Consider the following 20,782-nt stretch of genomic DNA (forward strand, 5'->3'; position numbering starts at 1 on the left):
CGCCACATTTTTGGGGTAACTTCAGTTAACAGGTGGTCAAGTCATGAGCGATCCCGGCCTTGCCGAGAAGCTGGTAGAAGTTCTGCATCGTCCTGATGGTGATCTGGCCCTGCGCCCCGTTCACACAATCGGGATCAGTGCGACCGGCTATTTCAAGCCCACGCCCATCGCCCGGAATTTCTGCGCCGCGGATCACTTCACCAATGAAAAGACGGATGTGATTGTTCGGTTTTCGAACGGATCGGGCTGCGCTGTGGTGCATGACGGCTGGTCCGATGTCCGGGGGCTGGCGGTTCGGTTTCACCTGTCTGATGGCTCCGATACCGACCTGATCGCGATGAATCTGCCCGAGTTTTTCACCCAGACCCCCGAGACGTTTCTGGATTTCGCCGAAGCCGCCAAGCCCAAGCTCTACAATGGTCAGACCCCTTGGCAGAAAATCTGGAGCTACCTTCAGCTGATGCTGCCTGAACGCGACCCCTATCCGGGCGAGACGATCAGCCCGGACGAAGGTGCCATCGGGTTTGCCGACCGAAACGCCTATTCTCAGCTTGGTGTGTTACAAGCCGCCCAGATCGGAGCGCCGACCAGCTACGCGCGGGCGGCCTATCACGCCTGCCATACATTCATCGTGACCGGAGCCGAAGGCGTGCGCCGCTGGGTGCGGTTTTCGTGGCAACCCATCGCAGGTGTGCTGAACACCGACCCGGATGAGACACCGGTGGATGACTATCTGCAGGCTGAACTTAGGGAACGTCTCGCCAAGGAACCTGCGCGGTTTTCGCTAATGATGACAATCGGTGAGGTCGGAGACGATTTCAACAACTCCGCGCGCCCCTGGCCGCCTCATCGCAAGCGGATCTTGATGGGTATGCTGACGCTGAATGCGGTGCCCGAGGATCAGGTGGAACAGTCCGAAAAGCTCAGCTTCAATCCCGGTTTGCTGCCCCCCGGCATCGAGGCTTCGGATGATCCAGTGCTGAAAATGCGCATCGACTCGTACAAAATCTCAAGCGCTTGGCGCGGCGGGTCCCCCTGCCCGTTTTCGAAGGGGTAAGGTCATGACTCGTCAGAACAGTTGGTTCAATCGCTATGTCAACACCCTGCCGGATCGGGGATGGTTCAAGTTTCTGTCGCGCTACATCGTTGTGCCCTATTGGCACTGGCGCGACCCAAAGCCGAAACTGCCCGGTGGCCCGCGCCCCTCGCCGCAACCCAGCGAGAACGTGCAGCGCATGATGAACCTGATCATGCCACTGAAAGACCCCTCGCCCGCTGGACGTGCCCATGCTGCACTGGCCATCGCGCAAAATGTCGAAGAGATATTTGCAGGGCTCGACAATGTCGGAACGGTGCATTTCGCCCGGTTTCTGCTGATCGACGACAAGATCTGCATGATTTCGGTCTATGACGGCGATTTCAGCAACTACATTCGGGATTTCATCACCACCATCGGCAGTGTGTTCAACGACGTCATCTCGCTCGTGGACGGGGCGGAACACCTGATCCCGACCGAGCACAACGTCGAGGAGTTCATCGACTGGGTCCATGAACACGACCTGTTTCAGGCCCCCGATTTCCCGACCGACCTGTTCGGCCTTCAGGATGAGGCCAAAGGGCTGCCTCCGAACCAGCCGCCGCATCGTCTGGAAACCCTCCCGCGTGCGTTTGTTCTGCAACTCTACGCGAACCCTAACCTGTCGCTGGGGGGCGGTTATCGCGCCTATCCGGGCGTTTCCGCCGCGCAAGTGCGCCAAAAATTTGGACAAGGCTGGTGACTGCTAAACTCGATCTCGCCGACATTCAGGGCAACATCCTGCGCGGTTACCGCCGCGATCTGGTGCGCCATCTGTTTCTTGAAGTCACCGACCGCGCCGCGGCCCGCCAGTTTCTGGCAACCGCTGTCGATGGCGGCAGTGACACCGTCCCCGAAATCACCCGAGGGGTGTTGTGGGAGGTCAAACCGCCCTTCTGTTTCAACATCGGCCTCACCTATGCCGGGCTGCGCGCCCTTGGCACTGCGCCCGAGGATCTGAAAACCTTCCCCAGCGAATTCATGCAGGGCATGACGAAACGCGCGATGAAACTGGGCGATTTCGGCACCAGCGCACCGGATCACTGGCCGGCTCCGTTTGATCAACCTGACCGGGTTCACATCATGGCGTCGGTCTATTCCGACGTCCTGGATCACCTCGACCTGGTCGAGAAACAGGTTGGCGCGGCCTTCACCATTCTGGGCAAACGCGACGGTCGCAATCTGGCCGACAGCAAGGTGTTCTTTGGCTATGTCGACGGTATTTCCCAGCCCCGGTTCGAACAGGTCTATGACCCCGAGCAAGCCGGTGTCGACGAGCCAATCGACCCACTTGGCACCGCCCTGCTGGGCTATCCCACACGGCAAGAGGGCGTGGTGTTTCGCGTCCCCTCGCCCAATGCGCTTGGTTTCAACGGGTCGTTTAATGCGTTCCGAGTTCTGGCGCAGGATGCAGCCGGTTTCGAGGCCTATCTGGACAAAGCCGCCGATGATCTGATGGATCACCCGGATCGCGACAAACTGGTCGATCCGAATAATCTGGATCGCATCGGCGAAGACCTGGATATCCACGGCGCGCTGCGCGAGGTCGTCGCGGCCCAGATGTGCGGGCGCTGGCGCAACGGCGTCCCCTATGAGCTGTCACCGGACGCTCAATGGCCCGAGCATGAAGTCTCACTGACCAATTTCAACTACAACGCCCACTCCCGCTGTCCCGCCGGCTCGCATCTACGGAGAGGCAACCCGCGTGGCGGTCGGATCGTGCAACGCATCGCCAATTACACGCGACGTCTGGTGCGGCGCGGCATGTCCTACGGCCCGGATTTCGACCCCCAAAACCCCGACACCGCCGAACGCGGCTTACTGGGCAGCTTCATCGGCGCCAATATCGGCGCGCAGTTCGAAGCGGTGATGTGCGACTGGATCAACCTCGGCCTGCACGACCCGTCAATCACAGGGGCCAATGACCCTCTGCTGGGGGCGAACACGCCGGAGACCAGCTGGTTCGACCTCAGCCTGCCCGATGGCGGCACGATCCGACTGCACGGCTTTCCCCGCCTGATCCATACACGCGGTGGTGCGTACACGTTCCTGCCAAGCCTGACGGCGATCAAATATCTGTCCGGATTGGCGAATTAGGCAAGGCTGAATATCTCGACCAACACCGCTATTCAGGCAGAGTCACAACCCTGCCCCCTGCGGCTTCGGCATCGGCGATGTCGTGCGTCACCAACAAAACCGGCAGCCGTGCCGCGCGGGCTCGGGTAAAGACGAGCTCCCGCATTCTGTCCCTAAGACCAACGTCGAGACGCGAGAAAGGCTCATCCAAAAGCAAGGCATCGGGCTCCGCCAGAAGCATCCGCATCAGAGCCACTCGGGCGCGCTGACCTCCGGACAGGGTCTCTGGATCGCGGGCTTCAAACCCGTCCAGCCCGATCTCGGACAGGGCGGCCTGAATGCGCGCGGCCCGGTCCGGGGTACGGGGCGGCAGGCCAAAGCCGACATTCTGACCAACAGACAGGTGTGGGAACAACAGGTGGTCCTGAAACAGGATCCCCACGCGCCGCTTCTGAGGCGGCAGGGCATTCAGAACCCGCCCATTCAACGCTATGCGCCCTTCAAGACAAAAGGCGGGCGACAAAGTTCCGGTGATCGCTGAAAGAATGGTGGATTTCCCAACCCCGGACGGCCCCATCAGGCTCAGAACCTCTCCGGGCGCAATGTCAGCTGATAGCTGCACCAGTCCTCTGCCATCGGCATGAGAGATCGAAAGCTGATCCAGTGAGAGGCCCTGTTCAATCATGGCGTAGTCCGCTTTTGTTGCGATAGACAATTCTGGGGATCATCAAGGCCAGCAGAAACGGCAGCCATGCCGTGAACGCCAGTGCGATGGTCCAGACCCCTATCGCACGGCGATCGCCGCCTGAGAACAGGGCCAGAGCCTCGGTCGTCAACGTGTTCAACCGCCCGCCCGAGGCCAGAAGAGTGGCCAGATATTGGCCGACTGACACCGCCATCCCCACCGCAAGCGCCGTCAAGATCGGAGCTAGCAACATTGGCAGCCGGATACGCCAGAGCACTCCAACCGGTCTCAGCCCCATAGCGGCCCCAATCGTGGCATAGCGGCGGTCGAGCGCGCGGTAGGGGCCCGCCATGGCCAGAAACACGTAGGGCAGAACGAAGACCAAATGGGTCAGGATCACGGGAAGGATGCCCTGTGCCGCTCCGATCTGGATCATCAGGATCTGCAGGCCCGGCAGGAAAGCAATCTGAGGCAGGATGAGCGGTAGGTACAATATAACCGTCCCGGTTCTGTTCATTGCACGCCCGGTGCGGAGTTCTGCGTTCAGGCAGCCGATCACCAGAACCAGGGCGATCAGTGCGGTGGCAAAGGCTAGTGCCAAGGTGACCAAGGTGACCTCTACCGCGTCCGGGCCGTGGCGCTCCCAGGCCATTAGGCTGAAGCTGCTCGGTAACGCGTCGGGAAACCTCCAACGTCCGGCGAAAGACCAGATGAGTTGGCTGATTAGCCCGCCAAACACCGCGACCCCAGCCGTGAGTGACACCACGAGGCCAAGGGTTCTGAGGATGGTGTCGCGCAAGCCCATGCCGCGCGTTCCGCTTTCCACACCACGGTTGATCAGCGCGGCCACGGCCCTTTCACCCCCCCGCCAGACCATGATGGCTGCGGCCACCAGCCCCAATTGAACCAACGCAGCCGCAGCAGCGGGTGCGCGCAGGGCCAAATCGGGGTCCGTCATCCAGCGCAGGATGAACATGGACAGCGTCGGCGGGCGCGACGGCCCCAATACCATTGCGACATCCACATTCGACATCGCGTAGGCCAAGACTGCATAGATCGGCAGCCGGATCTGCGTATAGAGCGCGGGCATCACGGCCAGAAACCACCCTCGGACCCTGCCGTAGCCCAGCACTTGCGTCACGCGCATCCGCTCGGCCGATTTGATCTGAGGCAGCGCGGCCAGCGACATCAGCAACAGGAACGGCAACTCTTTAATCATCAGCCCAGCAATCAAAGACCACCCGCCGGGGTCTTGCAGGATCAACACGTCGGGAGGGCGGGTCCATCCCGTCAGACCAGGCGAGATCAGACGCGCAATCCAGCCAGACGGCGCAATCAGGAACGCCAGCCCCAGCGCGGCTGCCGCATGGGGTACAGACAAAAGGGGCGACAGCAGCGCCTCGAGCCGCGAAAACGCGCGCGTGCCCTGCCAACCTGCGATCAGCAGAAAACACCCGATCAGCGCCCCAAGCGTTGAAAGGAAACCGGTTTTGAACGACAACCATAGGGCTTGGCCCACGCCGGGCTCTGCCCAGAGGCGCGCCCATGGATCAAACGAGAACCCGTTTTGCCCGTCCGGGCGCATGCCTCCGAAGGCCGGGAGGATCGTTCCCAAAAGCCCAGCTGCGATGGGACCCAGCAGCAACGCTATCGTCAGCGTCGGTGCCAGCCCCCATCGTTGGCCGGGGCTGAGGTCAGTTGCCAACGCCGTAACGCTCGGCCCAATCCGCTTCGATCCGGGTCATCCAACTTGGATGCGGCTCGGGCAAGGCTTGGCCAAGCTCAGCGGGCGAAAGGGTTGCCACGCCCAGCTCCAACGCGTCGAAGCCGGCGCGATCGTCAGCGGGCAGAGCGGCCATGTCCAGCACGGTGCTAAAGCCCAATACATCCGGGTCTTGCGCTCGCAGTTGCGCCTCGGGGCTCATCAGGAAATCTGCAACGACCATGGCACCCGCCTTGGCCGAGGCATTGTAGGGGATCGCAACAAAGCTGGCATTGCCCAGCGTTCCATCCTCTAGAACGAAAGTCCGCGCGCTTTCCGGCAGCTGTTGGTTGGCAATGGCCGTTGTCGCCTCACCCGGAGAGAAGCTGATCGCCATGTCGACCTCTCCATCATTGATCAGCTGCAGTTGGCTTGGCCCGGTTTGCGGATAGGCGCGACCTGCACGCCAGAGGTCCGGCGTGACATCCTGCAGCCAGTCCCACAGCGGCGCCGTCACCTGCGCATAGTCGTCACCAGCGGGCTGTTGCAGGATGGCCGGGTCTTCGACCAGTTCAATCAGCATCTGTTTCAGGAACGTCGTTCCCAGAAAGTCAGGGGGCTGAGGGAACGTGAACCGACCCGGGTTCGCAGCCGCCCATTCACGAATTGCCTCAGAGGATTTAGGCGGTTCGGGCAGAGCCTCGCTGTTATAGATGAACACGACCTGCGCCATGGCCCAAGGGCTTTCGAACCCCTCGGTCGGAACGGTGAAATCGGTAGTGACGGTCTTGCCTTCCACATCTACGAACCGCCAGTTGGGCAGAGCCTCAGCAAAGGGGCCGAACAAAAGATCTGCCTCTTTCATGGCACTGAAATTGGCACCGTTGATCCAGATCAGATCAATCGCTCCATCTTTGTCCTGACCCGCAGACTTCTCGGCAATCACCCGGCTGACCGCATCGGCCGTATCGGTGAGTTTCACATGCTCAAGCTTGACGCCATGCTCCTCTTCGACGCGGGTTCCGACCCATTCGATAAAATCGTTGATAGTGGTCGAACCACCCCATGCGTTCCAATAGACGGTCTGGCCATTGGCCTCATCCAGAACGTCCTGCCAGTTTGCGGGATCAGGTTCAGCCCATGCTGTTCCGGCCAGCGCCGCGCAGAGGGCAGCAAATAGATGTTTCATGGGTTTTCCTTGCGTTTATTCCGAGTGAGTGAAGACCTGCCGCGCCAACAGGATGCGCGAAATTGCGGTGACAAAGCAAACCGTGCCAAACGCCCATGCCATCGGGCCGAACCAGTTGGGCAGCAGGCAAATTGCGATGAAGAAGGCAATGGTTTCAGTGCCTTCCAGAAGACCACCAGTGAAGTAGAGCGACTTTGCACCGTGTTTCTGCGTCTTAAACCCGCGTTTTTCGGCCAGGATCGCATAACCCAGAAAGGTCGCGCCGTTAAAGTAGAAGCTGACCAGCAGCCATGCCCCGGCCATGGCATTTGCCGACGGGTCCGCCCAGACAAACGCCATGGGAATCGCGCCGTAGAACAGAAAGTCACAGGTGATATCGAGGTAGCCGCCAAAGTCGGTCTTTCGCCCAGCGCGCGCGATTGCCCCATCCAGACCATCCGCCAGACGCGACAACAGGATGAACAGGACGGCCAGAACCTGCAGACCCAGCACGATCGCCCCAGCGGCCAAGAGGCCGAAGCCCAGACCCGTCAGAGTCACAAGATCAGCCGAGACACCACGCGCCGCCAACCCCCGCCCAATCGCGTTCAGCGGCGGATCGATCAGAGGGCGGATGCGAGCATCAAGCATGGTTGGCCTCCGGGCTGCGGACAATTGGTACGGAGACGCAGCTTTCACATGCCGTGGCATCGGGCAGAATCGAAAAGAGAAGGCCGTTTTCCAACCTGAGTTGCCTCACTACCTATTTGCACGACATCCGCAGGATCGTGCCATTTTTCTTGGGTACGAATAAAGAATGATAGGGCGAAAGAAAAAAGGAATACCGTATCTTCACGCTGTTGTGTCATCTGCAACACGAGAAGATTGTGGCGTACCGGTTAGTAGGTGCGGCTTTTCGTTGATTTGATTATTTACCAACAATAATTTCAAATCATTGTAGCTAATTCACGCCTAGTTCGCGCCGAGGAAACATGCCCCGCCATTCAGCCTCCAAAGACCTGAACCTTAAAGGCTTGGAGTTGTTTCAGATCTGCGCCCAGAAAGGATCGCTTCAGGCCGCAGCTGAAGAGACCGGCCTGACCATCAGCACTGTCTCGCATCACTTGCGCAATCTCGAAGACCACCTTGGGGTCGAGCTGTTCAACCACTCGCGCAGGCCGATGGTTCTGACGCCAAAAGGGCAGGTCTTTCTGCGCAATATCAGCGATGCGCTCTATGCCATCCGTAATGCCAAGGCCGAAGCATCCGCCGGGAATATTGCCGAAGCGAGTTACCTCAGGATCGGCACGATCGAGGATTTCGACAGCGATATCATCCCTGAACTCGCCGTCTTTCTTTCGGGCCATATGCCGAGCAGCGATTTCATGTACCACACCGATTCCAGCCACGCTATTGTCGAGATGCTGCGCAACCGACATCTTGATCTGGGGATCACGACCACCCCAGAGGAACGGCTACGGGACCTACAGGATCGCCCGTTGTTACGAGACCCGTTTGTGGTCGTCCTCCCTCGGTTTAGCGAGAAATCCCTTTCGGACATTGTCGAAGGGCGCACCAAACTGCCGTTCTTGCGGTTTTCCGGCAATCTGATCATCGCCCGTCAGATCGAGTCCCAAATGCGGCGGCTGGGGCTTTCACCGCAGTCCAATTTCGAATGCAGCAACAACCAGACTTTGATGGCGATGGTCGCCGCAGGTGCGGGCTGGACCATCACCACCCCTTTGCTGTTCTCGCGTGCCAAAAGGTTTCACCCAAAACTCAGCATGCACAAGTTTCCGGGCAAAAGCTTTGCCCGCACCCTTGCGATTGTCTCTACACCCGATTGTTCGCGGTCCGTGTTGGACCTGATAGATGGCAAGATGCGCGCACTGATCCGAGATCACGCTTTGACTGCGCAATATGAGAAAACTCCGTGGCTGGCGGATAGCTTCAAACTGGTAGAATGATCAGATCAGAATTTTGAACCGAGACCGGATGGCCTCCTCCTGCTCAGGCGTGAGGTACGAGGGGTTGTGTTCGCGAAGAATCTCGCCCGCGCGAGCCCTTGCCCTACCCCATGCATCTTGCGCGCCATTTTCGGCCCATGTGCGCGGCTCAGCTCGATCAGCAAGTGTGGGGTAGAAGTAATCACGCTCCATCGCGGCATGAGTGTCCTGGCCACCCAAGAAGTGCCCATCGCCCAGAACGGCATCACAAATCGCATCGAACCCGAGGTTGTCGTCCGTCACCTCGACCCCGCGCAAGGCGCGATAGGTGTTGGAGTGCATCTCATCATCCAGCACGAAAGCCTCGAAACTGGCCCCCAACAGCGATGCAGTCATGCCAGAGCTTTCGTAGATCAAGTTTCCACCCGCCAAAGCCGCAGCCATGGAGGTTATGCCTTTCTCCATCCCATATTGCGCGTCTATGGCCTTGGCATCGGTCATCGAACAGGCCACGCCAGACGGCAAACCAAGCCAATTGGACAGCTGCGCCGACGCGGCATTCAACACCGCTGTCTCTCCGCTGCCGCCAGAAAATGCCCCAGTGCGCAGGTCGATGACCAAAGGCCAGTTCGAAAACACCATCGGAAAACCGGGCTGGATTGCGTGGACCATCAATAGGGCCGCTAAGGTTTCCGCCAGAGATTGCGCCAGAAACCCCGCCAAGGTCGCAGGCGCCGTTGCTCCGGCCTGCGCCGCCGTGATGCACGAGATCGGAATATTGTGTTTGATGCATGCGTAAGTGACATCCACCGCATCTTCGCCATAACGCATGGGCGATATCATCGGGCTGATATGCGCCTTCATGAACGGGCGTTTGGCAAACTCTCCGGGCCCTCCTGCGGCGATGTCCAGCATCTCGACTATCGGAGCGACATATTCGGCCAGCGTGAAGGACGTCGCCGTCGGTTTGGTGGTGTTCTTGAGCAGCGCGAAAACGGTGTTAACATCCAGATCATAGTTGTCCGGCACATCGGTCGCCACGCAGCAACGTGTGAACCAGCTGATATTCGCCAGCGTGTCCTGTAGCCGCGTAAAGGCATGCAGGTCCTTCAGGGTCGAAGGCCGATAGAGCGCACTTTCCATATCAAGCGTCTGCACCGCAGCGCCGCCGGTTCCGAAATACACTTTGTTGCCACCAACTTCGATCGACCTCTTGGGATCGCGGCCATGCAAGGTGAAGGTCTTTGCGGCTTGATCAATCGCCTCTTCGACGAGCTCAGGCGGGAAAAGAACGCGTCCTCTACCGTTGTCCACGGCACCCACGGCCAACAGATCGTTGTGCAGTCTCTCCGGCACCTCACCGATACCCAGTTTCTCAAGCAAGTCGAGGGCAGTATCATAGATGCGGCGCAGGTCGGCTTCGCTGAGCGGCTTATACATCCCACCGATCTGACCGGGCGGACATGGATCAAACGCGGGCTTGGCTGCCCGTTGTGCCAGACGCCCTTCGCGCCCACCTCGCTTGCTACGCTGTCCAGCCATTCCCAGTCCTTTGAAAAAGGGGGTTTGTGACATCAAGCAAGAGGAATTGTTGCCCGTGGCGCAAGATCATCTCTTTTACTTCGAAAAAATAGATTTCTAATTTTGATAACGTCTCAATATATCACTCTACAATTGCACATGGTGACAAACGGACTTCGTATGCGGGGCAAGCGAACTCCGGAGGCTCACCCGTCATGAAATCCCGTACCAAAGTTGTTGTCATCGGCGGCGGCATTGCTGGTTGCTCGGCGCTCTACCACTTGACGCAGGAAGGCTGGAGCGACGTGGTTCTGGTCGAGCGGAACGAGCTGACAAGTGGTACCACATGGCATTCGGCAGCGCAGGTGACAAATTTCGGCATGAACCAGACCATGGTCGGGCTGAAGACGCATTCGATCAACCTGTACAAAGAACTCTCCGAAAACCCCGAATATCCGATCAACTACCACCACGCCGATGGCGGCATCCGCCTGGCCAATACCGAGGCGCAGATGCAAGGCTATCGCCACTTCGCCTCGATGGCGCGCGGGATGGGGGTGCATTTTGAGGTGATCGATGCCGAGGAATGCGCCCGCCGGCACCCCTTGATCTCAACCACCAACTTGTTGGGTGGATTGTGGGACCCTCTGGACGGAGACATCGACCCGGCCCAGCTGTGTCAGGCGCTGGCCTATCACGCTCGCAAAGCTGGCGCCGAGGTCTATCGCAATACGCCGGTCACCGCGCTGACCCAACACAAGGATGACACTTGGACTGTGCATACGGAACATGGCGACATTGATTGTGACATCGTCGTCAATGCCTGTGGCTACCGCGTAAACGAAGTGGGCGCGATGATGGGGGTTCACCATCCCGTAGCCTCGATGGAGCATCAGTATTTCCTGACCGAAGACATCCCCGGTATTGCCAAAGCCGGTCACCGGATGCCTCTGCTGCGCTGCCCAATCAGCGATTATTACTGCCGTCAGGAAAAGGGTGGGCTGCTGGTCGGGTTCTATGAGCAGGATTGCAAAACTTGGGGCATGGACGGGATTGATCCGAACTTTGTGAATGCCCTCTGCCCGGACGATCTGGAGCGTGTCATGGACGTTCTTGCCGGAGCGTTTGAGCGTATGCCTGCTCTAGAAGAGACCGGCATTCGGTCCATAGTGAACGGGCCGATCACTTATACCATCGACGGAGCCCCGCTGGTGGGTCCGATCCCCGGCAAACGCAACGCCTTCTGCATCATCGGCCTGCGCGCGGGTCTGGGCGAAGGTGGCGGCCATGGCTGGCTGCTGGCGCAACAGATCGTGCATGGTGAAGCCTGTTATGACACATGGTGCCTCGATCCGCGGCGGTTCACCGGTCATACGAATGTGGAACTGACCTCACTGAAAGCTATCGAGGACTATCAGAACGAATTCCGGTTCCACTTCCCGCATGAACATCGCCCCGCCGGACGCCCGGCCAAGACGACCCCGCTGACGCCCGTACTGGCAGCAGAAGGGGCTGAGTTTACCGTTGTGAACGGGTGGGAGCGGATGGACTACATCAAGCCATCGCCCGATTTTCACCCGACCCTTACCTACAACTTTGACGAGGCGTTCGACATCGTCGCCGCCGACGTGAAGAACGTTCAGGAGAATGTTGGCCTGTGCGAAGTCAACGGCTTCAACCGGTTCGAGATCACCGGTACCGATCGCCACAGCTTCCTCGATCGTATGATCTGCGGCACGGTCACGAAGCGCGGCAGCCGCGTGGGTCTGGGCTACCTTCTGAACCACCACGGCATGGTCAAAGCTGAAGCCACCGTGGCAAACCTGCCTGCCTCGGATCGGGGGCCAGAGCGTGTGTGGTACGGCTCGGCTGCGGCCAGCGAATATCACGACATGGATTGGCTGACCCAGCACATTCGCAAGGATGAGGATGTTCAGATCCGCTCCTTGACCAATGACCAGACCATTCTGGTTCTGGCTGGCCCCAAGGCCCGCGATGTCCTGTCCTCCTGCGCGCGCGGCGACTGGTCGAAAGAGGCCTTCCCCTGGCTGTCCGTGCGCGAATGTTTCGTCGGGTTCGCCCCGGCCACGGTCATGGGTGTCAGCTTCTCGGGCGAGTTGGCCTATGAAATCCACGTCCCCAACGCCTCACTCTACGCGGCCTTTCTTGCCTTGCGCGCGGCGGGCGAGGCCCATGACATGAAGCTGTTTGGCGCGCGCGCGGTGGAATCCATGCGGATGGAAAAGGGTTTTCTGCATTGGAAATCCGACATTCTCACGGAATTCGACCCATATGAGACCGGCTTGGATCGGTTCGTAAACCTGAACAAAGGCGAGTTCATCGGCAAGGAGGCCCTGTCTGAACGCCACGCCAGCGGAAAGCGCAAGCAACTCGTGACGCTGCAGATCGACGCCACCCAAGCACCGGCTCATGGCGGGGCCTCATTGATGCAGGGCGACACTGTGGTGGGCACCGTCACCTCGGGCGATTGGGGTCATCGGGTCGGGCAGAACCTGGCCTACGCGTTCATTGATCCAGCGCTGGCGGGCGAAGGCACCCGTGTGCAGATCGACATGTGCGGCGATTTGATCGACGCGCAGGTCATCCCTGCCTCACCCTATGATCCTGAACACGTACGGATGCGCGCCTAGGCCGTTTCAACCCCGGCCAACAACTCACGAGCGAGGCGCATCTCAACCGTTTCATCCCCGCCCGAGATCGCCTCAGCCGCCGCCTGAAGCTCTGTTTTTGCAATCGCCGCGCAGTGAAACCGCTCGCAGGTTCGGGCGAAATCTATGGCCGTATGCAGGGCAAACATCCGCGCCCTCTGGTCCTGTGCGCGAGACAAAGCCTGCCGGAACTCCGCCTCGGCTGGACTGGTCGAGGATTTCGCCAGCGCAAAAACCCGGTCGGTTTCTGCCTGTGCCCACCCCTCGTTGGTCAAACGCTGATATTCACGCGCTTCCGCCAAAGCGGTCAACGCACCTTCATGGTCGCCCATGGCAAGCGTGACTTCGGCAATCAGTGTCATGAAGAACGGTTTGTGATTACCCGCTCCGCTGGCCCACCATGCTTCAGACGCCTTTCTCAGGTCGCGGATCGTTTCCGGGCCGGGGGATGCATAGGCCTTGACCCAGCTTCTCCAGACATTGGCTGTCAGTGTCATAAAGGTGAACGCGTGCTTGTTCGACAGCTCTTCCAGTTGCTCCACGGCCTGCGTCACAGCGTCCGGATCGCGGCGCAGTAGGTGCAGCATGCACAGGTAAGTCAGAGCCTGCGCAACGCTATGGGCATGTTCAAGGTCGCGGGCAGCCTCAACCGCCCGAGTCTGAATCTCCAACGCCTTGTCCGGCTCACCACGTATCCAGGTTGCGAGGCTCAGGAAGCAAGAGGTTATGGCCGCGTGGTCGGACCCATAGACATAGGCCAGATGCGCATCGCGTTCGGGGCGGTACAGCGCCAGCGCCTGTTCGAGATGCGTGTGGGCGGGGTCCAGCTCTCCGATATGAAACAGCACCGCGCCCATCGCCCGATGGGCTACCATCTGATGTTGCGTTTCGCCTGATGTGTCCGCCAAGTCCAGAAGTTGCCGCGCCACGACCCGCGCCAAATCATACTCACCCCGAACCAAGTGAAAGGAATAGAGGCCGTTGAGGACCGGGAACAAGTTCTCTGTCTCATCCATGCGTTCGCACAAGTCCCGTATCCGGGCATAGGTCGAACCGGTCTCATCTGCGGCGATACCTGCCGTCGAGCGCAGAACCCCTGCGCGCAGGGTCTGTATCTCGATCTCTCGCTTGTCACGCTCAGGACTGGTCGTCTGGTCGCCCAGCAGATCAAGCGCCAGGGACAGCTGCGTATTCGCCTCGGTATTGGCCGAGCGTTTGACGGCGCGCTGACCGGCCAGATAGCGACAGTCAATCGCCTCATCCACCATACCTGCAAGGGTATAGTGATGGGCCAGAACTTCGGGGCCTGCATCCTCGACCGCTGAGGTTTTCTGGTCCAGCGTCTTGGCGACCCGCGCGTGCAGAACCCGGCGTTCGGTTTTCAGAAGACTGTTATAGGCGGTGTCGCGGATCAGGGCGTGGCGATAGCTGAAGATCTGCAACGCATCATCGCCCGAGGTCGTGACGATGCCAGCCTCAACCAACAGTTCCAAACCGGACCGCAACACGGTGTCGCTAAAACGCGACACTTTCGAGATCAGCGGGTACGAGAATTGAGGCCCGATCACAGCCCCGATCTGCGCCACTTCCTTGGCCGAGCTCAGGCGGTCCAAACGTGCCATCAGCGCATCATGCAAGGCACTGGGAACCGAGCTTGCAGCAGAGGCCCCTCCGCTGGCGCGGGCGATTGGAGCATCGGGCATATCGCCGGATTCCAACAGATCCTTCGTCACCTCTTCTACGTAAAGCGGCACGCCATCGGATCGGGCCGCCACCAGTTCATACATGGCGTCGGGGATGTCCTGCCCTCGCGCTACCTCATTTGCGATGCGTTTAACGTCCTGAAAATCAAGCTGCCTGAGAACCACTTTTGTCAGGTTGGATTGCAACGCCCAACCTGGGTCAAACTCGGGCCGGAAGGTCATCACGACCATCACCGGAAGATCCCTAAGACGGTCCACAAGCCGATCCATTAGCGCCTTTGTCGTCGGATCGAGCCAATGCGCGTCCTCAAACAACAGCAAAACCGGCTTTTCCGATGCATGGGCTAGCAAATGGTCCAACAACATCTCATGTGTCTGATCCATGATCTGCTGCGGCGTCAGGGTCAGTGGCCCCAACCGATCCTCGAACGGGACCGACAATAGGGACGCAGCCAATCGCAGAACCTGATCTGAAGGGTCTTTCAAAACCGACGATATCTTCTCCAGCTTTGCCTCATCCGAGTCCTCAGATCGCAGGTCGGCAACATGGTGAAGCCGCCGGATGATCGGATAAAACGAGCTGGCAAAATGGTACGGCGAACACTGCAGTCGGATTTGCTCATGCGCGCCTTGAGGGGCTTTCTGCCGCAACTCCTCGATCAGTCGCGATTTCCCGATCCCCGGCTCTCCGGACACCAGCACGATTTGACCTTCGCCCTCACTGGCCAGCTTCCACTTGTCGCTCAGCGTCTCATATTCTGTCATGCGACCGATCAGAGGGCCGAGCGAGGCACCCTCAATGCGCCTGAAACGACTGTCCGTGTCGCGCGCGCCGATCACTTGCCACGCCTCAACTTCTTTCGTGAACCCCTTCAACTTGAAAGACCCTTGCAGCACATAGTCGAAGGCCCCACCGGCCAACTGATGGGTCCGAGGTGACACGATCATGGTGCCGGGTTCCGCCATCGCCTGAAGACGGGCGGCCAGATTGGGTGTCTCACCCATCGCGGTGCCGTCTTCGAACATCTTCTCACCGCGCAAATCGCCAACCACGACCAGACCGGTGGCGATCCCGATCCGCACCTGGAGTTTTGCGTGAGTGCGGATCTCAGGCACTTCACGGATGATACGCAACCCGGCGCGGATGGCACGCTCGGGGTCTTCTTCATGGGCGAGCGGAAACCCGAAGAACACCATGATCCCGTCGCCGTAATAGCTTGCAATCTGACCATCAAAATCCGCAACGGATGCCGCGCAGGTCTCTTTGAACAGCCGGAGAACCTCGGCCAGATCTTCGGGATCGACCCGCTGCGAAATCTCGGTCGAGCCGACCAGATCAATGAACATGACCGTCAGCTGACGGCGTTCGGCCACGATCGACGCGCCCAGTGCCGTGTTTTGAGGTCGGGGGGTGCCGTCAGTGGTTGCGCGCACCGCTTTCATGAACCGCCGCCGTGGCCCCAGAGGCAACCCAATGGTCACCAGATCTTCGTCGGTCAGCTCTGTCAGGTCGCCCAGCTCAATCTCATTGTCGGCGAAGGCGCTGGCGTATTTGGCCAGTCCGTGCTTGTTCAGCCAACGTTCGATTTCGGCCATACCATCCCTTCCACGGCTGCGGGCGTTCCCTCAGTGCAGGTGAGAGTTGCCCATCGCTCGACCCTACGAAAACAAGGGGCCAGGGATTGGTCAAGGGTCTAGGCACCTGAAGGCATAGCCGTCACGCCCCGGCGTTGCAGATCAAGTCATCGCTTGCCAGATGGTCAATCAACGCGCGGACCCGCGTGGTCAGCCTGCGGTTTTGCGGGAAAAGGGCGGCCACGACGTAAGGCGTGACGCGGTGTTCGGCGAACAGCTCGACCAATTCCCCGGAGCTAAGGGCATCGGCCACCGTGTAGGCCGGGCATCTGGCAACGGCCACTCCTGCAGCGGCCAGCCGCGCCGAAGCCGCAGGCGCATTGGCCTGAAGGCGACCATTGACGTGCACCGCCACCTCGTTGCCTTCGACATCAAAGCGCCAGACTGCTGGGTCGCTCATGTTGCCGTCCAGGATGCACTCATGCGTGGCCAGGGCACTTGGATGCGCGGGCACACCTGCACGTTCGAGATAGTCAGGAGACGCGCACACAATCAGCGGCATCGGCCCCAACCGGCGCATCTTAAGCGAACTGTCCCGCGTTGGCCCGATCCGGATCGCCAAATCCAGACCCTCTTCGATGATCGACACCCGGCGGTCTGAAAGGTTGAGATCAATCTCGACCTCAGCATGCTTTTCGACAAAAGCCGCCAGCGACGGGGCCAGCCGTAGTGAGCCGAACCCTGTCGGCGCGGAAATCCGTATCACACCGCGCAAAGAGGTCTGCGCATTGCGCACCGCCTCTTCCATTTCGTCAAACCCGTCCAAAAGCGGTTCGCACATCGCCAAGTAGGTCGTCCCCGCATCCGTCAGGGATACACTGCGGGTGGTTCGGTTCAGAAGCTGAACGCCCAGCGCCTCCTCCAGATCGGCCACGTATTTGCTGACCAAGCGAGACGACCGCCCAAGCCGCTGGGCTGCCAAAGTGAACGAGGCATTCTGCGCCACCAGCGCAAAGGCGCGCATTCGGTCGATCTTGTCCATACGTATTACGCCCTCCTAGGGCTTAATGATCCGCTGAAAGTGCCCATTATCGCCCCTGATGGCAAGCTGTATTTATAGCCGCAGAAGCAATTCCGCGCATGACAGGAGCTGACAAATGTCGAACGCAGTACGTATCCACCACTTCCCGAAATCCGGCCACGCGCACCGCGCTCTGGTCTTTGCCAAGCTAGCTGGTATCGCCCATGAGGCCGTTTTCGTCGATCTCGTCGCAGGCGAACACAAATCGCCCGAGTTTCTGGCGATGAACCCCAACGGGCAAGTCCCGGTGCTTGAGGATGGCGATGTTGTGGTCTCGGATTCCAACGCGATCCTCGTGTACCTCGCCCGGCAATACGCGCCCGACTGGATGCCGACCGATGCGATGAGCGAAGCGGCGGTGCAGCGCTGGCTGACCCTCGCCGCAGGAGAGATCGCGTTCGGATCCGCCGCGGCGCGGTTGATCACGGTGTTTGGTGCACCTCTGGACGTCGATTTCGCCGCCGCAACCGCAGCCAAGGCGATGCAAAAGCTTGAAAAGGGATTGGAAGGCCGCGACTGGCTGGTTGGCGACCGACCGACCATCGCAGATGTCGCGGCCTACTCCTACACTGCCCACGCACCCGAGGGGAACGTCTCGCTCGACCCCTATCCGAATGTGCGGGCATGGATCGCCCGGTTCGAGGCGCTGGACGGATTCGAGCCGATGCCAGCCACGGCCGTGGGCCTCGTCGCTTAAACGTCTGCGCCAAACACCCAATCGGAGACGTGCAATGACACTCGAAGAACCTCGCCACCCTCTGCCGCCCTTCACCCGCGAAACCGCGATTGAAAAGGTCCGTCTGGCCGAAGACGGCTGGAATGGCCGCACCCCGGCCAAGGTCGCGCTGGCCTACACGCCGGACAGCAAATGGCGCAACCGGGCCGAATTCCCTGTTGGCCGCGCCGAGATCGAGGCGTTTCTGACCCGCAAGTGGAACAAGGAACTGGACTATCGCCTGATCAAGGAACTCTGGGCCTATGACGGCAACCGCATCGCGGTACGATACGCCTATGAATACCGTGATGACAGTGGTCATTGGTTCAGGGCCTACGGCAACGAAAATTGGGAATTCGACGAGAGTGGCTACATGGCCAACCGGTTTGCCAGCATCAACGAAATGCCGATCACAGAGGGTGAGCGCAAGTTCCATTGGCCTCTGGGCCGTCGCCCGGACAACCATCCGGGGCTGAGCGATCTGGGCTTTTAAACACATACTAAGGAGGTAAGACGATGTCTGGCACGGATACTCCGTTTCACGCGGGCGAACTGGCGGCGCAGGTGCGGGCGGGTGCGGGCGATATAGCCCGGAGGGCCGCTCCGTACATTCGCGACCACTTGCCGGACCAGCATCGCGCCTTCTATCAGGCGCAGCCGTTTCTGGTGGCTGCGTCCAGCGATGCAGAAGGCCGCATATGGGCGACAATCATTGAAGGCGAAAACGGGTTCGTTCATTCGCCTGATCCCCGCAGACTGACGGTTGATACCGTGATCGACCCGCGTGATCCGCTGGCAGAAAGCCTGCGAAAAGGGGCCGATATCGGCGTTGTCGGCATCGAGCTGGCGACGCGGCGACGCAATCGGTTCAGCGGTCGGACCCGTCCAACCGACACCGGTTTCGCAATCGACATTCGCCAGAGCTTCGGCAACTGCCCTCAGTATATCAATGAACGCGACTGGCGGCGGGCGGCCGGCAATAAACCGGCAGAGGCGCTGGTATCGGACCACCTCAACCCCGAACAGATCGCACGTATAAGCGCCTCGGATACCTTGTTCATCGGGTCCGGTCGACATGGTCCGCAACAGGCGGCGTCGAACGGGTTTGATGCCTCTCACCGCGGAGGGACACCCGGTTTTGTCCGCGTCGTCGCTCCAAACCGTCTGCGTATTCCCGACTATTCCGGAAACAATTTCTTCAATACGATTGGCAACCTGTTGGAGAACCCCCGCATCGGGCTGCTATTCGTCGATTTCGCGACCGGAGGACTGCTGCATCTGTCCGGGCGGGCCGAGATCGACTGGGCTCCGGCCGAGGCGCGTGACCCCAATATTCTGCGCATGATAGACGTACAGGTCGATGCCGTGATCGACCGACCAAACGCGCTGTCGTTGCGATGGTCGACTGAGCCGACCCCATCGAGACAGCTGGTGGTTACGGATAAGATTGCCGAGGCCGAGGGGATCACCTCATTTCACTTGCGACACGCAAACGGAGGTCCACTTGCCGCCTTTGAGGCGGGGCAGCACCTGCCGATTGCGCTCAACGTTCCGACGCATGAAACTAAACTGCGGAGGACATACACCCTGTCCGGCAACCCGGCCGAGGACCACTACAGGATCACGGTCAAACGCGAGCCTAATGGTGCTGCGTCCCGCTTTCTGCACGACAAGGTGCAAGTGGGTGACATGATTGAGGCCAAGCCGCCAGCCGGAGATTTCCTGATCCCTTCCGGTGACAGCCCCCTTGTCCTTGTCAGCGCCGGGGTTGGCGCGACCCCGATGATCGCAATGCTGCATCAGGCTGTGGCACAGCACCCTGATCGTCCGGTCTGGTTCATTCACGCCGCGCGCAACGGACGATTTCACGCGCTGCGCGGCGAAGTTGACGACCTGATTGCCACAAGCCCGACCGCACGGAAACGGATCTACTACAGCGCGCCTAAGGCCCAGGATGTGGCGGGGCAGGATTTTGACGTCAAAGGCCGGATCACAGCGCAGGCGTTGGTCGCATTGAATGCCGGTCCCAACGCTCAGTATTTGCTCTGCGGTCCGTTGGATTTCATGACCGACCTGAAATCCGGTCTTGAAGCGTTAGGGCTTGCGGAAAACCAGATCCATTTCGAGGTCTTTACCACCTGAGCGCGTCAGCGCCCACACTCTGATCCGACCATCCTGCAAGGCGTATTGATCGTTGTCACTGCCACGATTATCTATTTCAGATGATTGATAAAAACGGTAAACGTGTTGTTTTTTCGCGGTTCAAGGTCCTGGCGCTCTTCATAGCGGTGCTTTGGGTGATACAGGTTCTCAATTGGACGGTTGGGTACCGCCTGAACCTCGCGTTCGGGCTGATCCCAAGGCAGATCACCGGGTTGGACGGGATTTTTGGCATGCCACTCCTGCATGCCAGCTTTCCGCATCTCATTTCAAACACGCCTCCGCTGATCCTGATGGGGGCTTTGCTGGCGGCAACAGCAACACGGGCGCTGTTGGTCTTGAACGCCGTGATCATTGCCTTGGGCGGAGCGCTGGTCTGGCTGTTCGGAAATACGGCCATCCATATCGGCGCATCCGGGCTGGTGTTCGGGTGGTTCGGCTTTCTGGTCGCGCGGGGATTGGTTGATCGGTCGCCCGTGACCCTTGCCGTTGCCATGGTGGTTGGGGTGCTTTACGGATCAATCCTTTGGGGCGTTCTGCCCGGCCAGCCCGGCATCTCGTGGGAGGCGCATCTGTTCGGCGCAATCGCAGGCGTCGCTGCGGCCTTGCTCGTCCGAACCCATGTGCACGCCCCGCGGATTTTGAACGTGGACCAACCTTAAACAAGCACAGTGAGGCAAGGGGCCGATTGCGGATCGCTGACACC

Annotated in this window: 16 protein-coding genes; 9 read left to right on the forward strand and 7 right to left on the reverse strand. The window is 59.7% G+C overall.

Annotation, left to right across the window (positions count from 1 at the left end; genetic code table 11):
• Positions 1 to 43 precede the first annotated feature (43 nt).
• Genes ACRZ95_RS16055 through ACRZ95_RS16065 form a run of 3 tightly spaced genes read left to right on the forward strand, consistent with a single transcriptional unit; the run spans position 44 to position 3,172 of the window.
• The gene (locus tag ACRZ95_RS16055) at positions 44 to 1,057 is read left to right on the forward strand and encodes a catalase (RefSeq protein WP_170679734.1); all 1,014 of its coding nucleotides are present in this window, start codon (positions 44 to 46) and stop codon (positions 1,055 to 1,057) included.
• Between the two features lie 4 nt (positions 1,058 to 1,061).
• Positions 1,062 to 1,778, forward strand: coding sequence for a hypothetical protein (locus ACRZ95_RS16060; RefSeq protein ID WP_170376913.1), 717 nt, complete (start codon positions 1,062 to 1,064; stop codon positions 1,776 to 1,778).
• A complete protein-coding gene (locus tag ACRZ95_RS16065; protein ID WP_170679732.1) occupies positions 1,775 to 3,172 on the forward strand; it encodes a Dyp-type peroxidase in 1,398 nt (465 codons plus the stop codon). Before ACRZ95_RS16060 ends, ACRZ95_RS16065 begins: the two co-directional genes overlap by 4 nt.
• Before the next feature lie 28 nt (positions 3,173 to 3,200).
• Here ACRZ95_RS16065 and ACRZ95_RS16070 read toward each other — a convergent pair whose 3' ends face one another.
• From ACRZ95_RS16070 to ACRZ95_RS16085, 4 genes are read right to left on the reverse strand one after another with little or no spacing between them, the layout of a single operon-like run.
• Positions 3,201 to 3,833 (reverse strand): ATP-binding cassette domain-containing protein, encoded by a 633-nt coding sequence (locus ACRZ95_RS16070; protein WP_170679989.1) that lies wholly within the window; start codon positions 3,831 to 3,833, stop codon positions 3,201 to 3,203.
• A complete protein-coding gene (locus ACRZ95_RS16075; RefSeq protein ID WP_480555210.1) occupies positions 3,829 to 5,541 on the reverse strand; it encodes an ABC transporter permease in 1,713 nt (570 codons plus the stop codon). Before ACRZ95_RS16075 ends, ACRZ95_RS16070 begins: the two co-directional genes overlap by 5 nt.
• Positions 5,531 to 6,727, reverse strand: coding sequence for an ABC transporter substrate-binding protein (locus ACRZ95_RS16080; protein ID WP_170679729.1), 1,197 nt, complete (start codon positions 6,725 to 6,727; stop codon positions 5,531 to 5,533). The genes ACRZ95_RS16075 and ACRZ95_RS16080 overlap by 11 nt, the downstream gene beginning before the upstream one ends.
• A gap of 15 nt (positions 6,728 to 6,742) precedes the next feature.
• Positions 6,743 to 7,357, reverse strand: a complete 615-nt coding sequence (locus ACRZ95_RS16085) for a CDP-alcohol phosphatidyltransferase family protein (RefSeq protein ID WP_170679727.1) — start codon at positions 7,355 to 7,357, stop codon at positions 6,743 to 6,745.
• Positions 7,358 to 7,698: 341 nt separating this feature from the next.
• Between ACRZ95_RS16085 and ACRZ95_RS16090 the strand changes: the two genes are divergently transcribed.
• Positions 7,699 to 8,673 (forward strand): LysR family transcriptional regulator, encoded by a 975-nt coding sequence (locus tag ACRZ95_RS16090; protein WP_170679725.1) that lies wholly within the window; start codon positions 7,699 to 7,701, stop codon positions 8,671 to 8,673.
• Here the strand turns inward: ACRZ95_RS16090 and ACRZ95_RS16095 are convergent, their stop codons facing one another.
• A complete protein-coding gene (locus ACRZ95_RS16095; RefSeq protein WP_170679723.1) occupies positions 8,674 to 10,194 on the reverse strand; it encodes a trimethylamine methyltransferase family protein in 1,521 nt (506 codons plus the stop codon).
• Positions 10,195 to 10,388: 194 nt separating this feature from the next.
• On the opposite strand from ACRZ95_RS16095, the gene ACRZ95_RS16100 reads away from it, so the two are divergent.
• Complete coding sequence (locus ACRZ95_RS16100; RefSeq protein WP_170679721.1) at positions 10,389 to 12,824, forward strand: GcvT family protein; 2,436 nt, start codon at positions 10,389 to 10,391, stop codon at positions 12,822 to 12,824.
• Here the strand turns inward: ACRZ95_RS16100 and ACRZ95_RS16105 are convergent.
• Together ACRZ95_RS16105 and ACRZ95_RS16110 are read right to left on the reverse strand one after the other, a co-directional pair.
• Positions 12,821 to 16,141 (reverse strand): AAA family ATPase, encoded by a 3,321-nt coding sequence (locus tag ACRZ95_RS16105; protein ID WP_170679719.1) that lies wholly within the window; start codon positions 16,139 to 16,141, stop codon positions 12,821 to 12,823. The two genes, ACRZ95_RS16100 and ACRZ95_RS16105, sit on opposite strands and share 4 nt — an antisense overlap.
• Positions 16,142 to 16,262: 121 nt before the next feature.
• Positions 16,263 to 17,162: a LysR family transcriptional regulator gene (locus ACRZ95_RS16110; RefSeq protein WP_170679717.1), complete on the reverse strand. Its 900-nt coding sequence runs from the start codon at positions 17,160 to 17,162 to the stop codon at positions 16,263 to 16,265.
• Positions 17,163 to 17,277: 115 nt separating this feature from the next.
• On the opposite strand from ACRZ95_RS16110, the gene ACRZ95_RS16115 reads away from it, so the two are divergent.
• The 4 genes from ACRZ95_RS16115 to ACRZ95_RS16130 all read left to right on the forward strand — a co-directional run bounded on the left by ACRZ95_RS16115 (position 17,278) and on the right by ACRZ95_RS16130 (position 20,738).
• Positions 17,278 to 17,898 (forward strand): glutathione S-transferase, encoded by a 621-nt coding sequence (locus ACRZ95_RS16115; RefSeq protein WP_170679715.1) that lies wholly within the window; start codon positions 17,278 to 17,280, stop codon positions 17,896 to 17,898.
• Positions 17,899 to 17,932: 34 nt separating this feature from the next.
• Positions 17,933 to 18,409: a nuclear transport factor 2 family protein gene (locus tag ACRZ95_RS16120; RefSeq protein WP_170679713.1), complete on the forward strand. Its 477-nt coding sequence runs from the start codon at positions 17,933 to 17,935 to the stop codon at positions 18,407 to 18,409.
• A 23-nt stretch (positions 18,410 to 18,432) separates the two neighbouring features.
• Positions 18,433 to 20,058, forward strand: coding sequence for an FAD-binding oxidoreductase (locus ACRZ95_RS16125; RefSeq protein WP_170679711.1), 1,626 nt, complete (start codon positions 18,433 to 18,435; stop codon positions 20,056 to 20,058).
• A 155-nt stretch (positions 20,059 to 20,213) separates the two neighbouring features.
• Positions 20,214 to 20,738 carry a rhomboid family intramembrane serine protease gene (locus ACRZ95_RS16130; protein ID WP_480555214.1) on the forward strand — a complete coding sequence of 175 codons (525 nt, stop codon included), beginning with the start codon at positions 20,214 to 20,216 and terminating at the stop codon, positions 20,736 to 20,738.
• Positions 20,739 to 20,782 lie beyond the last annotated feature (44 nt).

The sequence above is a fragment of the Ruegeria sp. AI3 genome, from assembly GCF_056541245.1.

Bases quoted from the DNA above. Each gene is read 5' to 3' on its own strand.
- ACRZ95_RS16095 (WP_170679723.1), bottom strand. From the start codon at position 10,194: ATGGCTGGACAGCGTAGCAAGCGAGGTGGGCGCGAAGGGCGTCTGGCA.
- ACRZ95_RS16055 (WP_170679734.1), top strand. From the start codon at position 44: ATGAGCGATCCCGGCCTTGCCGAGAAGCTGGTAGAAGTTCTGCATCGT.
- ACRZ95_RS16080 (WP_170679729.1), bottom strand. From the start codon at position 6,727: ATGAAACATCTATTTGCTGCCCTCTGCGCGGCGCTGGCCGGAACAGCA.
- ACRZ95_RS16115 (WP_170679715.1), top strand. From the start codon at position 17,278: ATGTCGAACGCAGTACGTATCCACCACTTCCCGAAATCCGGCCACGCG.
- ACRZ95_RS16125 (WP_170679711.1), top strand. From the start codon at position 18,433: ATGTCTGGCACGGATACTCCGTTTCACGCGGGCGAACTGGCGGCGCAG.
- ACRZ95_RS16090 (WP_170679725.1), top strand. From the start codon at position 7,699: ATGCCCCGCCATTCAGCCTCCAAAGACCTGAACCTTAAAGGCTTGGAG.
- ACRZ95_RS16120 (WP_170679713.1), top strand. From the start codon at position 17,933: ATGACACTCGAAGAACCTCGCCACCCTCTGCCGCCCTTCACCCGCGAA.
- ACRZ95_RS16110 (WP_170679717.1), bottom strand. From the start codon at position 17,162: ATGGACAAGATCGACCGAATGCGCGCCTTTGCGCTGGTGGCGCAGAAT.
- ACRZ95_RS16105 (WP_170679719.1), bottom strand. From the start codon at position 16,141: ATGGCCGAAATCGAACGTTGGCTGAACAAGCACGGACTGGCCAAATAC.
- ACRZ95_RS16085 (WP_170679727.1), bottom strand. From the start codon at position 7,357: ATGCTTGATGCTCGCATCCGCCCTCTGATCGATCCGCCGCTGAACGCG.
- ACRZ95_RS16100 (WP_170679721.1), top strand. From the start codon at position 10,389: ATGAAATCCCGTACCAAAGTTGTTGTCATCGGCGGCGGCATTGCTGGT.
- ACRZ95_RS16060 (WP_170376913.1), top strand. From the start codon at position 1,062: ATGACTCGTCAGAACAGTTGGTTCAATCGCTATGTCAACACCCTGCCG.